The following is a 17,580-nucleotide window of genomic DNA, read 5'->3' on the forward strand; positions in this document are numbered from 1 at the left end:
GTGCCCGACTTCCACATCCCGCACGACCCCGAATGGCAGTGGGTCTACGACCTGATCCTGTACGGCGTCGGCGAGGAGTTCCCGCAGGCCGACCCGACCCAGCTGCGCGCGATGGGCGACGACCTCTACCAGTTCACCAACACGCTGCTCGGCGGGATGGCCGCGACGGCCAACCTGGGCAACGCGCTGAGCGCCCACCAGGACGGCCAGGCCGCCGAGGCGTTCGGCCGGTTCTCGCGCGGGATCACCCAGAGCATCCCGCAGGGCGCGAACATCTCGACGTCGCTGGGCGGCGCGTCGTACCAGTTCGCCCTGGACTCCGAGTCGACCCAGTACGGCATCGTCATCGCGGCGTTCACCCAGGTCGTCGAGATCGCGATCGCGCTCTCCTCGGGCTTCGGCGCACCGGCGGTCCCCGGGCTGATCAAAATCGGCCAGGAGATCGTCAAGACGCTCATCGAGATGCTGTCCACCCGGCTGCGACAGGTGCTGCAGCACCTGGTGTGGGAAGCGGTCCAGGAGGGCCTCGAGGAGCTCTGGCAGAGCGCGGCCGGGCAGATCGTGCAGATGGCCGAGGGCCACCGGCACGGCTTCGACTACAAAGACCTGGGGATGTCGTTCGCCGGCGGCGCGTTCATCGGCGGCGGCGTCGCCGGGATGCACATGATCGGCGGGAAGTTCTTCCCGAAGTTCACCAAGAACGTCTTCGGTGGCGAGGTGCTGTCCGGCGGCGCCGAGACCCTGTTCGAGGGCCTGTTCAACACGATCGTCGGCGGCGGCGGCTTCAACCCGGGCGCGACGTTCACCTCCTCGATCATCGGCGGGATGGCGCACAACGGCGCCTACGAGATCGGCCAGGCGATCGGGCCGGGCACCGGCGGCGCGCACGGCGACCTGCCGCCGTCGACGCTGAAGTCCGCGGTCGGCTCAGGCGGGAACACCCCGCCGGCGCTGACCACCGGCGTCGCTCCCCCGACCACCGGCACCGGCAGCCACGCCGACACCGGCGCGCCTGCGCCCGCTCCGGGCAGCACGGGAACCGGCGGCACGGGCACGGGAACCGGCGGCACGGGCACCGACACCGGCGCGGGAACTGGCGCGGGAACTGGCGCGGGAGCAAGCGGCACGGGCACCGGCAGCACAGGCACCGGCACCAGCGGCACCGGCACGGGAGCCAGCGGCACGGGCGGCACCGGCACCGGCACGGGAGCCAGCGGCACGGGCGGCACCGGCGCGGGAACTGGCGGAACGGGCACCGGGACCGACGGCACCGACACCGGCTCGGGTACCGGCACCAGCGGCACGGGAACCGGCGGAACGGGCACGGGAACTAGCGGCACGGGCACCGGCAGCACAGGCACGGATACCGGCGGAACCGGCACGGGGACTGGCGGCACCGGCGCGGGAACCGGCGGAACGGGCACCGGGACCGACGGCACCGGCACCAGCGGCACGGGCACCGGCACCGGCACGGGCACGGGCGGGACCGGCACCGGCTCGGTCGGCGGAACCAGCGGCGACAGTGCCTCCGCCGGCGGCAACGCGCCGAGCACGAATCCCGCCGGCGGTAATTCCCCGGGCAGTTCGTCCTCGGGCACCGGCCAAGACGGCAATTCCGCCACCGGCAATGCCTCCAGTGACCAAACGGTCACCGGAAACAACGGTGGAACAAATTCCAGCGGCGGCAATACCAGCACCGATGCGGCAAACAGCGGATCCGCCGGCAGCAATATCGGGAATGGCACCACCACTGTCGGTAACGGAACCACCGGACAGCCGGACATCTCGCACTCCGGCGGCACCACTATCGGTACGGGACAGCCGAACACCGGCAACCAGAACACCGGCATTACCGGTAATTCGAACACCGGCACCGTAAATACCGGAACCGGCAATACCGGCAGCGTGGGCAATCAGCCCTCCGGCACGAACCCGGCCACCGGCACGAGCGAGACCACACCGACCCGAGGCAACCCCGGCACCACTGTCACGCCACCACCCGCGACAGCCCCGCAGACCTCGACAGTGGTCAACGCTCCCCCGATCGCCTCCGCCACCGCCAGCCCGGCGCCGACCGGCGGCCTCCCCGGCTTCGACACCCCCGCCCCGGCCTCGGCCACCACGAACCCGGCCACCGACACCCCCACCGGCCCGGCCGCCACCAGCACCAGCGTCCCGGCCAGCAGCACCACCACAGGTCCGGCCACCGGCAGCACGAACACCACGAGTCCGACCACCACCAGCCCCACCGGCCCCGCCCCGGCAAACACCCCCAGCCCCGGGACCAACCAGACCAGCACCACCACGCCCTCCACCACAGGCCAGGCCACCGCGAACCAGGCCACCCCAGCCCCCACCCGCGCAAACCCCGCCACCACCCCCACCCAGGCCACCCCCCAGCGCCCCACCACCCCACCACCCCCGCCGACCGAGATCGGCCTGGTCACCCCGATCGACTCACCGGTCGCCCCGCCGACCCCCGAGATCACCGCCCCGGCACCGCAGGTCGAGCTCCAGGCAACCCCCGAGGTCACCCCGACCGCACCGCAGGCCGAGGTCCAGGCGACCCCGCCGACCCCCGAGGCACCCGCCCCGCCCGCCACACCGATCGCCGCCACACCCACACCCGCGCCCGCACTCGACGACGACGTGGACCTCGATCTCCCCCCGTCCTCCAGCGCCCCCTCCTCTCTGCGCCTCAAGTCGGACGCCCCCAAGATCGCCACCGCGCCGATCGCGCGGACCAACCAGGCCTACGACCAGCGCGCCACCCCCGCGGACGACGTCCTGGCGCGTGAGGACTACGGCACCTACTTCCAGCAGCTCAACAGCAGCCTGGACGCCGGCAAGCCGCTCGCCTACGTCGTCAACACGATCCTGCCGGTCCGCGACGTCTCCAAGATCCCCGCGATGATCTGGAGTGTCGTCACCGGTCTGCAGGATCCGGCCGGCGCCACCGGCCGGGTCGGGTTCGTCTTCGGCGTCAACACCAAGGCGTCGGCCGACGAGTCCGAGAGCCAGCTCGCCGGGATCGACGACGCCATCACGGAGCTGCGCGACAGCGATGCCATGCGCCCGTTCGCCGACTACCCGATCGCGTTCGTCGCGTCGACGTTCGAGGACAAGTTCCCGGCCGGCACGATGCGCAACGAGGTGCTGAACAGCCCCGCGACGCTCGACCTGCTCGCCGGGTTCCTCGAGGCGGGGCACCACCCCTACGTCTCGGTCCAGGACTCGGACGCCAGCAGCCGGCTCGTCTCGCCCGCCGGCCCGCACGTCTTCGACCACTTCGAGACGCTCCTGGCCCCCGCCGACCAGCAGGTCCAGAACTATCTCGACACCCTGGCCCCGCAGAGCCCGACCGGCAGCGACGTCGACATGGCGGTGGACGAGACGGCCGCGCAGCCGGATCCGCCGTTCCGGCCGCTGATGATGGCCGGCGGCTACCGCCCCGACGACCTGCAGGCCCAGCTCGACGCCGCGCTCGGCGACTCGGACGTCGACGAGGACGTAGCCGAGGAACTGAACAAGCTGGCCGAGAACCCCGCAAAGATCACCGCGGCGATCGACAAGGTTCGCGCCGACATGGTGGCCCGGCAGGCACAGGCCAAGGTGCACCCGCTGCTGCCGTACGCGCCGGAGCCCAACCTGTTCCTCGACGGCCTCGCCGTGATGGTCGACACCGAGCTGCAGTTCGGGCCGAAGGGCGCCGAGTTCGATCACCTGGCCAAGCAGCTCACCACGTTCGCGGCCGGCGAGCTGCACCAGAGCTTCGCCACGGCGCACGCGGAGGCCGAGGTCGACCTGCCGGTGCCGGACAGCACGGAGTCGACCACTGTCGACGTGCCGATGGCGCAGGACCAGACCGAGATCCACGAGTCGGTCGCGGTGCACGGCGGCAGCACCACGCTGCCCATCCGCGGGCCGGCGTTTGTTGTCGACTTCGTCGACGGCGCGGTCAGCACCGACCTGCTGCGGCTGGCCCGCGGGCTGCTGCACAGCTCGGCGCTGCCGCAGAGCCATGCCGCACCGGCCCACCCGGTCGACCGGTTCTTCGACTCGAAGCCCGCCAAGGCGGGCACGTCGTTCGCTGACGTGGCGACCCGGGCGGGTCTGCGCGGCGCCCCGGCGGCCGACGGTTACTACCAGACGTCCGAGCCGTTGCGGCCGATCCGGCACGACGACACGGAGGCGGACAGCACCGATCCGGACGTGTCCAAGAAGGACAAGAAGGACCTGGGCAAGAACAAGGCCAACAAGATCAGCGGGGCTCTCGCCCAGCCCGTTGCGCCCTGGGCCGGGGAGGAGTCGGAGACACCGTTCGGGGACGTCACGTTCGGCATCGACCCGCAGCACAAGGCACGCGCCGCCTACGAGTCCATCGCCGGCAACCCGGCCGGCCGCGACGAGCGGATGCAGCGGTACCGGGACAACGAGCTGGACGCCGAGTCCAAGACCGACGAGATGGACACCGACACCGCCCAGGACACCGTCGTCGACCTGACGGACCAGCTGGACGACGTCGCCCTGGGCAGCAAGCGCCGCCGCGAGGAGACCGGTTCGCCGGAGCCCGACGCGGCCCCGCCGCCGGCCAAGCGCCGCGAGGTGCTGCCCCCGGCGGAGTCCTCGGCACCGGGGAAGACACCCGGTCCCGCCACCGAGCCGGAAAATGTCAAAAACACCGGACATCTGCTCGGCGACGCGGCCCAGCCCGAGTCGGCCTGGGCGAGCCGGGCAGCCGACGTCAAACCCGCGCGGATCTCGACCGAACGCTTCGACCCGGGCACCGGCGGGCGCCGCAACGGGCCCACCCCGACCGGTGGCATGGCCCCCGACAACCTCACGATCGACAAGCACGGCCCCGGCTGGCTGGACGGCGCGCTCACCCACATCGCCTCGGACGTGCGACGGGTCCAGGCAGATGACGGCGCCTGGGTGCAGGAGCACACCGTACGGTTGGAGATCGGTGCTTTTGATCCGTCGGTGCGCTCGGCCCAGCAGGGTGCGCCGGACGGCTCCACCCCGAGTTCGCCGGCCGACGTGGCCGCGGTCCGCGAGGCCGCCGCGCGCGCGGTCGACGAGCATCTCAACGGCAAGTACCAGCTGCCCAACGGCGACCAGCTGCACGTGCGGGTCGAGTTCGTCGATCCGCCGGCCCCGGGCGGCTCGCACCCCGCCGACGCCCAGCCGCACGCGTCGGTCTGGGTGCACAACGGCACCGACGACGCCCGGCAGTTCCACTGGCCGGTCGACGCCGTCACGTCCGGCGAGAGCGGCGTGTTCGCCCACGAGGTGCTGCACTTCCTCGGCGCGGCCGACACCTACCACGACCGCGAGATGCTGTTCCGCAGGCCACCGGCCGGCCCGGACGCCCGGGTGCCCACCGCGCTGACCGACAACCCGCACGACACGGGCCCCGGTCTGATGGGCCGGGCGGCCCGCGGACCGGCCCCGGTCCTCACTCCCGGCGACCTCAACCGCATCCACCAGGCCACCCAGAGCGCGGTCCGCGTCCCCGAGGCGCCCGTGAACGGCCCGACCGACTCCCCCGCCGCGCGCGAGCAGGAACCGACCACCGCCGCGCCCGCCGAGCAGGAACAAGAGCCGACGCCCGACGCGCCCACCGCCCGTACCCCGGAGGTCGACAACGACCTCGACCGGCCGCCCTCCTCGGCCGCACCGTCCTCCTCGCGCCCGGAGACCGAAAAAGCCCAGCAGACCGATGCCCAGCAGACTGTGGTCCGGGACCTGCTCAGCGACCCGCAGCGCCTCCCCGGCATCACCGTGATGATCGACGAAGCGATGAACTTCGGTCACCAGACCGCCGGGATCTCGCTCATCGAGTCACTGCGCAAGCTCGGCTACGACCGCGACGTCACCGTGGTCGCCTCCCCCGGCGTCTGGACCAAGGTCGACAAGCTGCTGCCCCCCGGCACCCCGGGCATCACCCGGGTCACCCAGGACGAGTTCCTGGCCAGCCCGGCCAACCCCTACTCCGACCAGCGCACCCCCGGAGCACCGAACCGGCTCGTCCTGGTCGGCGCGTCGGACACCATCGACACGAGCAACGCGGACTCCTTCCTCAACTACATGGGCGCCGACCAGGCCGTCGTCTTCCAGCCTTACGCGTGGAAGAACGGCAGCCGGCTGGCGTTCTCCCGCACCGGCCCGGGCGCCACGGCCACGGTCACGGATCTCAGCCAGGGCACCATCCCCGCGGACGCGATCTTCAACACCGACATGCCGGCCCTCGACACGGCCACCGCGACGGCCACGATCCGGACGGCCCACGGCGACAGCAACCTCGGTGACGCCCTGGTCACGGTCGCCACCGCCGCGCTCGACGACACCATCGACGTGATGCCGGTCTACGGCCTGCACCGCCTCGACAAGGAGCTGCGCCCCGGCGCCGGCATGGCCCTGGCCCACGGTGTGCACGCCGCCGGCCTCGGCCGCCCCGCGGTGATCCTGGAGATCAGCGAGTCGGACGTCGACTTCTCCCCGCCCCGGGACGCGAACCCGGTCCCGTCCTGGCTGACCACCGTCGACCTGCGCGCCGGCGAGCCCTTGACGCTCGACGGGCTGAACCCCGGCGACGTGGTCGTGGTGCGCACCGGTCCGCTGCGCAAGGACGTCTTCCAGACCGCCTACCAGCTCGGTTCCCTGCCGGCGGTCCTCGATGGCGCGAACACCGCCAACCTGGTCCAGCTGCTGGACCGGCCGTACTTCTCGCCGCGGCCCGAGGACACCGGCTTCCCGGACTCCGGTGACCCGGCCGACGCCGGTCAGATCACCGCGCTGACCGCGGTCGCCGATGCGATCCGGGTGGACAGCGCATGGTCGACGGCGCTCAAGGCGGAGCAGAAGGGCCCGTACCAGAACATCGCCACCATCGCCACCGCCACGAGCGTGCTGACCAGCCGGTCGCAGGCCGTCGTGGACTACCCGGGCGAAGAGGATTTCCTGCTCGGCGACGAGTTCGACCGTCTCCGCGATGCGCTGCCGAGCCGCCTCGACGAGGTCGTCGCCATCTTCGGCGGGAGCCCCGAGGCGGTCGCCGCCGCGCAGCCCGTCACCGGGATGACGCAGAAGCAGAAGATGGCGGCCCTGGAACGGCAGATCCCGGTCACCGAGGAACAGATCCAGCAGTTGCACGCGCTCCTGGACGACGAGCGCGCCAACCTGGTGAACCAGGTCCGCGACCGGTACCAGCACCACTCGACCGACCCGAGCCCCGAGTCCGTGACGGCCATCGCCACCGCGATCAACGACCTGCACACCTCGGACAGCGCCCTCAAGCAGTACTTCGACCGGGTCGCCGCGTCGGCCCGCGACCCGCGCCGCGACCAGGTGCTGCAGGGCCTGTCGCACTTCGCGGCGAACCAGCCCGGCACGACCGTCGGCAGCCAGAGCGCCACGTCACCGCACACCGAGGCCGAGGACCGGCTGCGCGACACCGACTATCCGTTCCTGCTCGACGTCAACCCGCTGCGTGACCAGGGCGGCGAGCTCACCACGAACTGCTACGTCGCCGCGATCGCCACCGACATGTCCCTCGCGTCCGGCGGCATCGACCGGTTCCAGGCCGGCGGCGCGGTGGCCAGCCCCAGCGAGTTCCTGGCCAACTACGCCGGGCGGCCGCTCGACACCGTGCGTGACCTCGACCAGGTCCGCGACATCCTCACCGCGGCGGGCCCCGGCGCGCGCGGCATCGTCACCGTGCAGCGCATGGACGGAACCGGACACGCGTTCAACGTCGTCCACGACCACAACGGCGTCGTCTTCCTCGACGGCCAGGCGGGACACTTCGCCGCGCTCGACCCCGCGTACCCTCGCATCAGCCTGGTCTCCACCGGAAACCGCGAGTTTCCCTCGGCCGGCCTGGAAACCCCCGCGGTCCCGGGACCGCTGGTCGGCACGCTGTCCGGCGGTGTTCCGGACTTCGGAAAAACCTTCGACGGTACGTCCATGGGCGTCGAAATCGAGCTCTCCGGCGTGAGCACGTCCCTGGATCGCGGCTCGACACGCGCGTTCGGTTACGTCGCGTCCACCGGCGACACCCCGCTCGTGATGATCACCAAGGACATGTCGACCGGTGATCATCCCAGCCGGTCGAACTGGAAGACGCACACTCTCGAGCTGGTCACCTACCCGGTCGAGGTCTCCTCCGCCGACGGCGTCCAGCTGCGCAAACAGGCCGTGCTGACCCTGCTCGACCACCTGGACACCCACCTCGCCACCGGCGGCGGCCCCCTCACGTCGGCGGACCTCGGCAACGGCCTGCAGCTGGTGGTGACCAACAAGAACCACGAGATCACCTCCGGTTCGCTCGACACCGACCGGCCCGGCACCAAGATCGCCATGCCGGTGTCGATGCAGCAGGTCACCGTCGGCATCCGGGCCTCCGACGTCACCACCTCGGACGACCCGGTCGCCGTCGCCGTCCGCCAGGCGCCCTGGTACGACGACAGCCACACCGGCACCGCGCAGTCGATGCTGGCCACCGCCCCGCCCCCGGCCGGCGTCGACGTGGAGCAGGTCACCGGCGCCTACACGTATGTCATGTCGGTGATCGGGTTCGTCGCCCAGCTGGTCAACGACAACAAGATGTCGATCGGCGACTACTACCCGGCCGACAGCACCAGCACCTCGCTGACCGACCCGAAGATCAAGAACGCCTGGGCGGTGCTGCCCCGCACCAAGCCGATCAAAATGGTGCACTGGCTGCCGGCCGCCGAGAAGGCCGCGACGCTCAAGCTGATCCGCGAGACGCCGCCACCGGCCGACGCCAACGCCGAGGCGTGGCGGGCCGCGCGCGCCTACATCGTGAGCCAGCAGGGCGACGTCGCCGGGCACGGCATCGACGACGCCATCATCGGCGGGGAGCCGGCGGTGCTGTTCGAGCACCGCACGATCACTCCCGACGTCGCGGCGTTCGTGCCGTCCCGGCCGGAGCAAGTGGTCGTGATCACCGACCTGGCCTCGACCTTCGGCGACAACCGCAAGACAGCGGTCGCCCGTGCCGGCACAGAGGTGTCGAGCCCGCAGAACGCGACGGACTTCGCCAACTGGATGCGCACGAAGGTCTCCGAGGCCCGGGCCAGGACGGCCTCCGACGCCGCGCTGATCGCGCAGAGCGCCGTCAACCAGAAGATGACCTGGCTGGCCGAGAACCGCCCGCAGACCTGGCAGGCCATGCTCGCCGAGCTGGCACCCACCACCCGCCCCGCGCCGGCACCGACCGCCGGACCACGGACCGCAGGTCAGCGCCCCGACATCGTCGCGACACCGGTCACCGCGGACGAGATCGCCACCCTGCGCGACACCACCGCCCCGCGCACCGCGAACACCACGTCTTTCGACGTCGTGGAGCTGACACCGACCCGCACCGGCGTGCCGGACCTGGTCGCTTCGTCGTATCGCGAAGCCGGCCTCCCCGTCCCGGAGACCAGCCGCCCGGTGATCAACCTCGGCCGCGTCGACGGCCCCGTCGCCTACGACCACCGCCTGCTGAGCACCGACAACGGCCGGACCGTGCAGGACTTCACCGTCCGCGTGCACCTCGACCCCCGCGACACCACCGCGACCGCGCAGCTCGACCAGACACGGCAGCGCGCGATCGACGCCGTCAACGCCGCCTACAACCAGGGCTTCCAGATCGGCGACGACCAGTTCCACGTCACCGTCGAATTCACCGACGACGCAGGCAGCGCCCACACCTCGATCGCCCTGCACGGCGACACCACCCCGGCCACCACGCAGACCGTGTGGACCACCGCCAGCAGCGACCTCGACCTCGCCCACGAGATCGGCCACTACCTCGGCCTCGCCGACGAGAACATCGACAACATCCGCGTCTTCAACCGCGACGACACCGCCCGGCACGCCACCGACGACTCCCTCATGGCGACCACCGCGGCGAGCGACGACCCGCAGATCCTGCAACGCCACCTGGACCGGATCGCCGCCGCCGAAGAGGGCGCGATCGGCACCACCAGTACTCCGGACGGCACGATGGGCACCCGGCCCGCGCCGGTGCCGCACACCAACCCGGCGTTCGCGCAGCTCACCGCGACCCCGGCGACCCCGGTGACCCGCGCCGGCTACCTCGCCGCCGTGGACCGCAGCCTCGACGAGGCGCGGCCGCTGGCGTTCGTGGTCAACGCCGCCCTGCCGGTCACGGACCTCGACGACGTCCCCGCCATGATCGAACAGGTGCTGGCCGGCCAGCAGGGCTTCGCCGACCGGGTCGCGTTCGTCTTCGACGTCAACGTCAGGGCCAGCGGCGCGCGGGCCAAGCGGGAGGCGAAAGCCGAGGTCGAGGCCGCCATCGCCACGCTGCTCGCCGACCCGCGGATCCGGGACCTGCCCCAGCCGGTCGCGTTCGTGGCGTCGGTCTTCGGCACCGCGAAGTTCCCGGCCGGCACGATGCGCAACGACGCGCTGCACAGCCCGGCGACCCGCGCCCTGCTCGCCGCCTACCACGAGGACGGGCACCACCCCTACGTCTCGGTACAGGACTTCGACCTCAGCAGCCGGCTCGTGTCGCCGACCGGGCCGCACGTCTTCAACCACTTCGACGACCTGCTCGCACCGCTGGACGCCCCGGCCGACCCGGACACGATGGACACCGGCGAGCCGGAGCCGCCGGAGCCGCCGTTCCGGCCGCTGATGTTCGCCGGCGGCTACCGTCCCGACGACCTCGCCGCCCAGATCACCGCGGCCGGTGCCCAGCCGAACCCCGCCGCGGACCTCGGCGCCCTGGGCCAGCCGGCCCACGTCACCCGGGTGTCCGGCAAGATTCACGCCGACATGGCCGCCCGGGACGCGCAGGCCAAGGTGCATCCGCTGCTGCCCTACTCGCCGGAGCCGAACCTGTTCGTCGACGGTCTGGTCGTGATGGCCGACCCCGGGCTGAGTTTCGGCCCGAACGGCGCCGAGTTCGACCAGCTGGCGAAGGAGCTGAACACGTTCGCCGCCGGCGAGCTGGAGGAACGTGCCACCGGCCGGCACGACGAAGCCCCCGCCGACGAGCAGGTCCCGCCGAGCACCGCGCCGACCGACGTCGAGGACGTCATCCTGCCGCAGGACAAGGCCGAGATCCTGGCGTCGGTGGCGGTGCACGCGGGCAACTACACGCTGCCCGGCCGCGGACCCGCGTTCGTGGTCGACTTCGCCGGCGGCGCGGTCAGCACCGACCTGCTCCGGCTCGCCCGCGGCGTGCTCAAGAACGGCCGGCTGCCGCAGGACCACGCTCCCGGGGCCGCCCCGATCGACCGGTTCTTCGACGGCAAGGACGAGAAGGCCGGCGTCAGTTTCAAGGCCGTCGCGGACACCGCGGGCACCGGGGACTACCAGACCTCGGAACCGCTGCGCCCGTTCCGCCCGGGCGGCACCCGTCCCGGCGTGGCCGCGGACGACCGGGCCAACCTGGGCGACGACCCGGTGAACACGCCCAGCCGGGCGCTCGCGCAGCCGATGGCCGGGCCGTTCGCCGGCATCACCTACGGCATCGCCGAGGAACACCGGATCCGGGCCGCGTACGAGTCGATCGCCGGGCGCCCTGCCGCGCAGGACCAGCGCTGGTGGCGCTACGTCGAGAACGAGGTCGTCGGCTTCGTCCGCGACGACGTCACACCCCCGCCGGCCCACTCGCTCTACCACGCGGTGACCGACGGATCCGACGCGGCCGCGAAGGCGCTGCGCGACAACGCTCTCGGCGCGTTCGCCCACGGGCCGGCCCGGCCCCAGGTCACCGCGAACGCCGCGGCGGACGGCACCGGTTTGCCGCACCTGGCACACGCCCTGGGCGGCGACGGCTACGGCGCGCACGGGCACGCCCCGCGCTACCTGGCCACCGCCCTGGGCCGCCCGATCGAGGTCCGGCACGTCCGGGACGGCTCCCTGACCGGTGACATGGAGACGTTCACCCCGTTCGGGCCGGCCACCGGCGCGCTGCCGATCGTGGTGCACCGGCACGAGTCCGGCTGGTTCAGCACCACCGCGATCGCGCCGGGGCCGCTGCTCGCCGCGGAGTCCGACGTCGCCGAGCTGGCGGACCGGCTGGAACGCTCGACCGCGATCTCCAAGCGGGGCCGCGACCAGCGCAGCGCCAGCCCGGAGACCGGGCCGCCGGCCAAGCGCCACGAGCCGGCCGACGTGGAGATGGAACTGGTCAGCGGCCCGGCCGCCACCGGCGACGCCCAGTACACGGCGATCCGCGACCTGCTCGGCGACCAGCGGCAGATGCCGGACATCACCGTGCTGATCGACGAAGCGCTCAACTTCGGCCACCAGACCGCCGGTCTCACCCTGATCGAATCGCTGCGCAAGCTCGGCCACCACCGGACCATCGACGTGGTCGCGTCGCCGAACGTCTGGGCCAAACTCGACACGCTGCTGCCGCTGGGCACACCCGGGGTCAACCGGATCATCGAGGCCAAGTTCGACCCGGACCACCCCTACGTCGACAGGCGCCAGAACCAGCACCGGCTGGTGCTGGTCGGGGCCGCGGACACCCTCGACGCGGCCAGTGGCAAGGCGTTCCTCGACTACCTGGGCGCCGACCGGGCCATCGTGTTCAAGCCGTACGCCTGGCAGAGCACCCACCGGCTGGCGTTCAGCCGGACCGGGCCGAGCGACGACGTCACCACGGTCGACCTGGACACGGTCATCTCCCCCGACGCGATCTACACCACCGACGTGCCGGTGCCGGACGCGACCACCGCCGAGGCGACGATCCGCGCCGCCATCGGTACCGGCCCCCGCGCCGACGGGCTGGTCACGATCGCCAAGGCCGCCCTGGCCGACGAGATCGACGTGATGCCGGTCTACGGCCTGCACCGCCTCGACGACGAGCTGCGCCCCGCCGCCGGCCTGACCCTGGCCCACGGCGTGCACGCCGCCGCCCTCGACCGCCCCGCCGTGATCCTGGAGATCAGCGACTCCCGCGTCGACTACGCCCCGGCCACCGACAACCCGTCCTGGCTCACCACGGTCGACCTGAACGCCGGCGAGCAGGTCGACCTGACCGGTCTCGGTGCTGGCGACGTCGTGGTGGTCCGCACCGGTGGTCTGCCCCAGGACGTGTTCCGCACCGCCTACCAGCTCGGGTCGCTGCCCGCGGTCCTGGAGGGCGCGAACACCGCCAACCTGGTCCAGCTGATCAACCGGCCGTACTTCTCGCCCCGGCCCACCACCAGCGCCGAAGCCACCCGCTTCCCGCACTCCGGCGACCCCGATGCCGACGCGGCACCGATCAGCACGCTCGGCGACGTGACCGAGGCGATCCAGGCCGGCACCGACTGGTCGGTGGAGGTGAAGGAGGACCAGACCGGCCCGTTCGGCACGATCGGCCGGATCACCACCGCCACCAGCGTGCTCACGAGCCGGCTGCAGGCGATGACCGCCGACCCGCGTGAGGCCCACCTGACCCAGGAGGACTTCGAGCGACTGCGCGACGCCCTGCCCGGCAGCATCAAGATCGACGCCCCGCAGATCCTCGGTTACACCGCCGTGGTCGCGGACGCCGTCGCGCACAAGAAGAACGACTACCGGCAGTTCGAGGCCGGCGAACTGCGCCGGATCCCGATCACCCCGGCGATGATCCAGCAGCTGCAGGCGCGGTTGGACACCGAGCGCGCCACGGCCGTGCGCGAGGCGACCACGAAGTACCAGGACCACTCGAACGTCCCCGATGACGCGGCCGTCGCGACGATCGCCACCGCGATCACCGACCTGCGCAACCCGGACAGCGCCCTCAAGCAGTACTTCGACCGGGTCGCCACGGCCGCCCGCGACCCGCAGCGCGACCAGGTCCTGCAAGGCCTGTCGCACTTCGCGGTGAACCAGCTCGGCATCACCGCGCCGCTCGGCAGCCAGCCCGCCGTGTCCTCGCACACCGAGGCCGAGGACCGGCTGCGCGACACCGACTATCCGTTCCTGCTCGACGTCAACCCGCTGCGCGAGCAGGGCGGCGACCTGTCCACGAACTGCTACGTCGCCGCGATCGCCACCGACATGTCCCTGGCCACCGGCGGCATCGACCGCTTCCAGGCCGGCGGCGCGGTGGCCAGCCCGAGCCAATACCTGGCCAACTACGCCGGACGGCCACTGGACACCGTGCGCGACCTCGACCAGGTCCGCGACATCCTCACCGCGGCGGGCCCCGGCGCGCGCGGCATCATCACCGTGCAGCGCATGGACGGAACCGGACACGCGTTCAACGTGGTCCACGACCACAACGGCGTCGTCTTCCTCGACGGCCAGTCCGGCCACTTCGCCACGCTGGACCCCTCGTACGCTCGGATCAGCCTCGTCTCCACCGGCGACCAGGAGTTTCCCTCGGCCGGCCTGGAAACCCCCGCGATCCCGGCGCCGCTGGTTTCCGGCGGCGTTCCCGACTTCGGAAAAACCTTCGACGGTACGTCCATGGGCGTCGAGATCGAGCTCTCCGGCGTGAGCAGCGCCCTGGAGAGCGGCTCGGCACGCGCGTTCGGCTACGTCGCGTCGACCGACGACGGCACCCCGCTCGTCATGATCACCAAGGACATGTCCACCGGTACGGTCCCCGGGCGGCCGAAGTGGACGACACACACCCTGGAGCTGGTCACCTACCCGGTCGAGGTCTCCTCCGACGCGGGGGTCGAGCTGCGCAAACAGGCCGTGCTGACCCTGCTCGACCACCTGGACACCCACCTCACCGCCGGCGGCGGCGCCCTGACCTCCACGGACCTCGGCAACAACCTGCAGCTCGTGGTGACCAACAAGAACCACGAGATCACCTCGGACCGGCCGGGCACGAAGATCTCCATGCCGGTGTCCATGCAGCAGGTCACCGTCGGCATCCGGGCCTCCGACGTCACCACCTCGGACGACCCGGTCGCCGTCGCCGTCCGCACCGCACCCTGGTACGACACGACCCACCTCGACCGGGCCGGCCGGGAGCTGACAACGGCGGCCCCCGGTCTCGACGTGGCCCAGGTGGCCGGCGCGTACACCTACGTGATGTCCGTCGTCGGCTTCGTCGCCAAACTCGCCGACGACTACGGCGTGCCGCTCGGCGACTACGTGCCGCCCGGCGGCGCGCGCACCCACCTGACCGACCCCAAGGTGAAGAACGCCTGGGCGGTGCTGCCCCGCACCAAACCGATCAACGTGGTCAGCTGGCTGTCCGGCCCGGAACGGATCGCGGCCCTCAAGCTGATCCGCGAGACGCCCCCGCCGGCCGCCAACGCCGAGGCGTGGAAGGCCGCTCGCGCCTACATCGTGAGCCAGCAGGGTGACGTCGCCGGGCACGGCATCGACGACGCCATGATCGACAACGGTCACGCGGTGCTGTTCGAGCACCGCACGGTCACCCCGGACGTGGCGGCGTTCGTACCGTCGCGGCCCCTGCCCACGGTCGTGATCACCGACCCGGCCGCGGCGTTCGGCGACAACCGGCGGGCCGCGGTCCAGCGCGCCACCGCCGAGGTGTCCAGCCCGGCGAACGCGACGGCCTTCGCCGACGTGATGCGCACGAAGGTCTCCGAGGCCCGGGCCAAGACGGCCTCCGACGCCGCGCTGATCGCGCAGAGCACCGCCAACCAGAAGATGCAGTGGCTGGCCGAGAACCGCCCGCAGACCTGGCAGGCCATGCTCGCCGAGCTGGCCCCGCAGACCCGCCCGGCGCCGGCCTCTACCACCACCGGCCCTCGCACCGCAGGTCAGCGCCCGGAGACTGTCGCGACACCCGTCTCCGCCGACGAGATCGCCACCCTGCGCGACACCACCGCCCCGCGCACCGCGAACACCACCTCCTTCGACGTGGTCGAGCTGACCCCGACCCGCACCGGCGTCCCCGACCTGGTTGCCGACTCCTACCGCGAAGCCGGCCTCCCGGTCCCGGAAACCAGCCGCCCGGTGATCAATCTCGGCCGCATCGACGGCCCGGTCGCCTACGACCACCGCCTGCTGAGCACCGACGACGGCCGCACCGTGCAGGACTTCACCGTCCGCGTGCACCTCGACCCCCGCGACACCACCGCGACCGCGCAGCTCGACCAGACACGGCAGCGCGCGATCGACGCCGTCAACGCCGCCTACAACCAGGGCTTCCAGATCGGCGACGACCAGTTCCACGTCACCGTCGAATTCACCGACGACGCAGGCAGCGCCCACACCTCGATCGCCCTGCACGGCGACACCACCCCGGCCACCACGCAGACCGTGTGGACCACCGCCAGCAGCGACCTCGACCTCGCCCACGAGATCGGCCACTACCTCGGCCTCGCCGACGAGAACATCGACAACATCCGCGTCTTCAACCGCGACGACACCGCCCGCCACGCCACCGACGACTCCCTCATGGCCACCACCACGGCGAGCGACGACCCGCAGATCCTGCAACGCCACCTCGACCGGATCGCCGCCGCCGAAGAAGGCGCGATCGGCACCACCAGCACCCCGGACGGCACCCTCGGCACCCGGCCGGCACCGCGCCCGCACACCAACAACGCGGCCTTCGCCCAGCTCACCGCGACCCCGGCGACCCCGGTGACCCGCACCGGCTACCTCGCCGCCGTGGACCGCAGCCTCGACGAGGCGCGGCCGCTGGCGTTCGTCGTCAACGCCATCCTGCCGGCCTCGGACATCGGCCAGATCCCCGCCATGATCCAACAGGTGCTGGCCGGGCAGCAGGGCTTCGCCGACCGGGTCGGCTTCGTCTTCAACCTCAACGTCAAGGCCACCGACCCGGACGCCAGGCGGGCGGCGTTCACCGCGACCGAGAACGCCATCACCGCGCTGCGCAACAACCCGCGGATCCGGGACCTGCCCCAGCCGGTCGCGTTCGTGGCGTCGACGTTCGGCACCAAGGATTTCGAGCCCGGCAAGATGCGCAACCTCATCCTGCAGCACCCGGCGACCCGCACCCTGCTCGCCGCCTACCACCGCGACGGGCACCACCCGTACGTCGCGGTCCAGGACTTCGACCTCAGCAGCCGGCTCGTGTCACCGACCGGGCCGCACGTCTTCAACCACTTCGAGAACCTGCTGGCGCCGTTGAACGCCTCGGACACACCGGCCACACCGGCCACACCGGCCGACCCCGACGCGATGGACACCGGCGACCCGGAGACGCCAGAAACGCCAGAGACGCCGGAAACACCGGAGCCGCCGTTCCGGCCGCTGATGTTCGCCGGCGGTTACCGCCCCGACGACCTCGCCGCCCAGATCACCGCGGCCGGCACCCAGCCGAACCCGAACCCGAACCTCGTCCAACTGGGCCAGCCGGGCCGCGTCACCCAGGTGTCCAACAAGATCCGCGCCGATATGGCCGCCCGGGACGGGCAGGCCAAGGTGCACCCGCTGCTGCCGTATTCGCCGGAGCCCAACCTGTTCGTGGACGGCCTCGTCGTGATGGCCGACCCCACGTTGAGCTTCGGCCTGAAGGGCGCCGAGTTCACCAACCTGGCCAAGGAGCTCAACACGTTCGCCGCCGGCGAGCTGGCGGAACGCTTCACCGGCAGCTACCAGGCTGCCCCCGCCACCACGGCGGTGCCGCCGAGCACCACACCGACCGACGTCGAGGACGCCTTC

General features: G+C 71.9%; 1 protein-coding gene (running past one end of the window). It reads left to right on the plus strand.

Features of this window, described 5'->3' with window-relative positions; all coding sequences use genetic code 11:
• On the plus strand, positions 1-17,580 hold the 5' portion of the coding sequence (locus Apa02nite_RS28495; RefSeq protein WP_203827741.1) for an actin cross-linking domain-containing toxin. It continues 11,205 nt past the right edge of the window; the window shows 17,580 of its 28,785 coding nt (coding positions 1-17,580); the start codon lies at positions 1-3; its stop codon lies beyond the right edge, outside the window.

This window comes from Actinoplanes palleronii, from assembly GCF_016862315.1.
Classification (GTDB): Bacteria; Actinomycetota; Actinomycetes; order Mycobacteriales; family Micromonosporaceae; genus Actinoplanes; species Actinoplanes palleronii.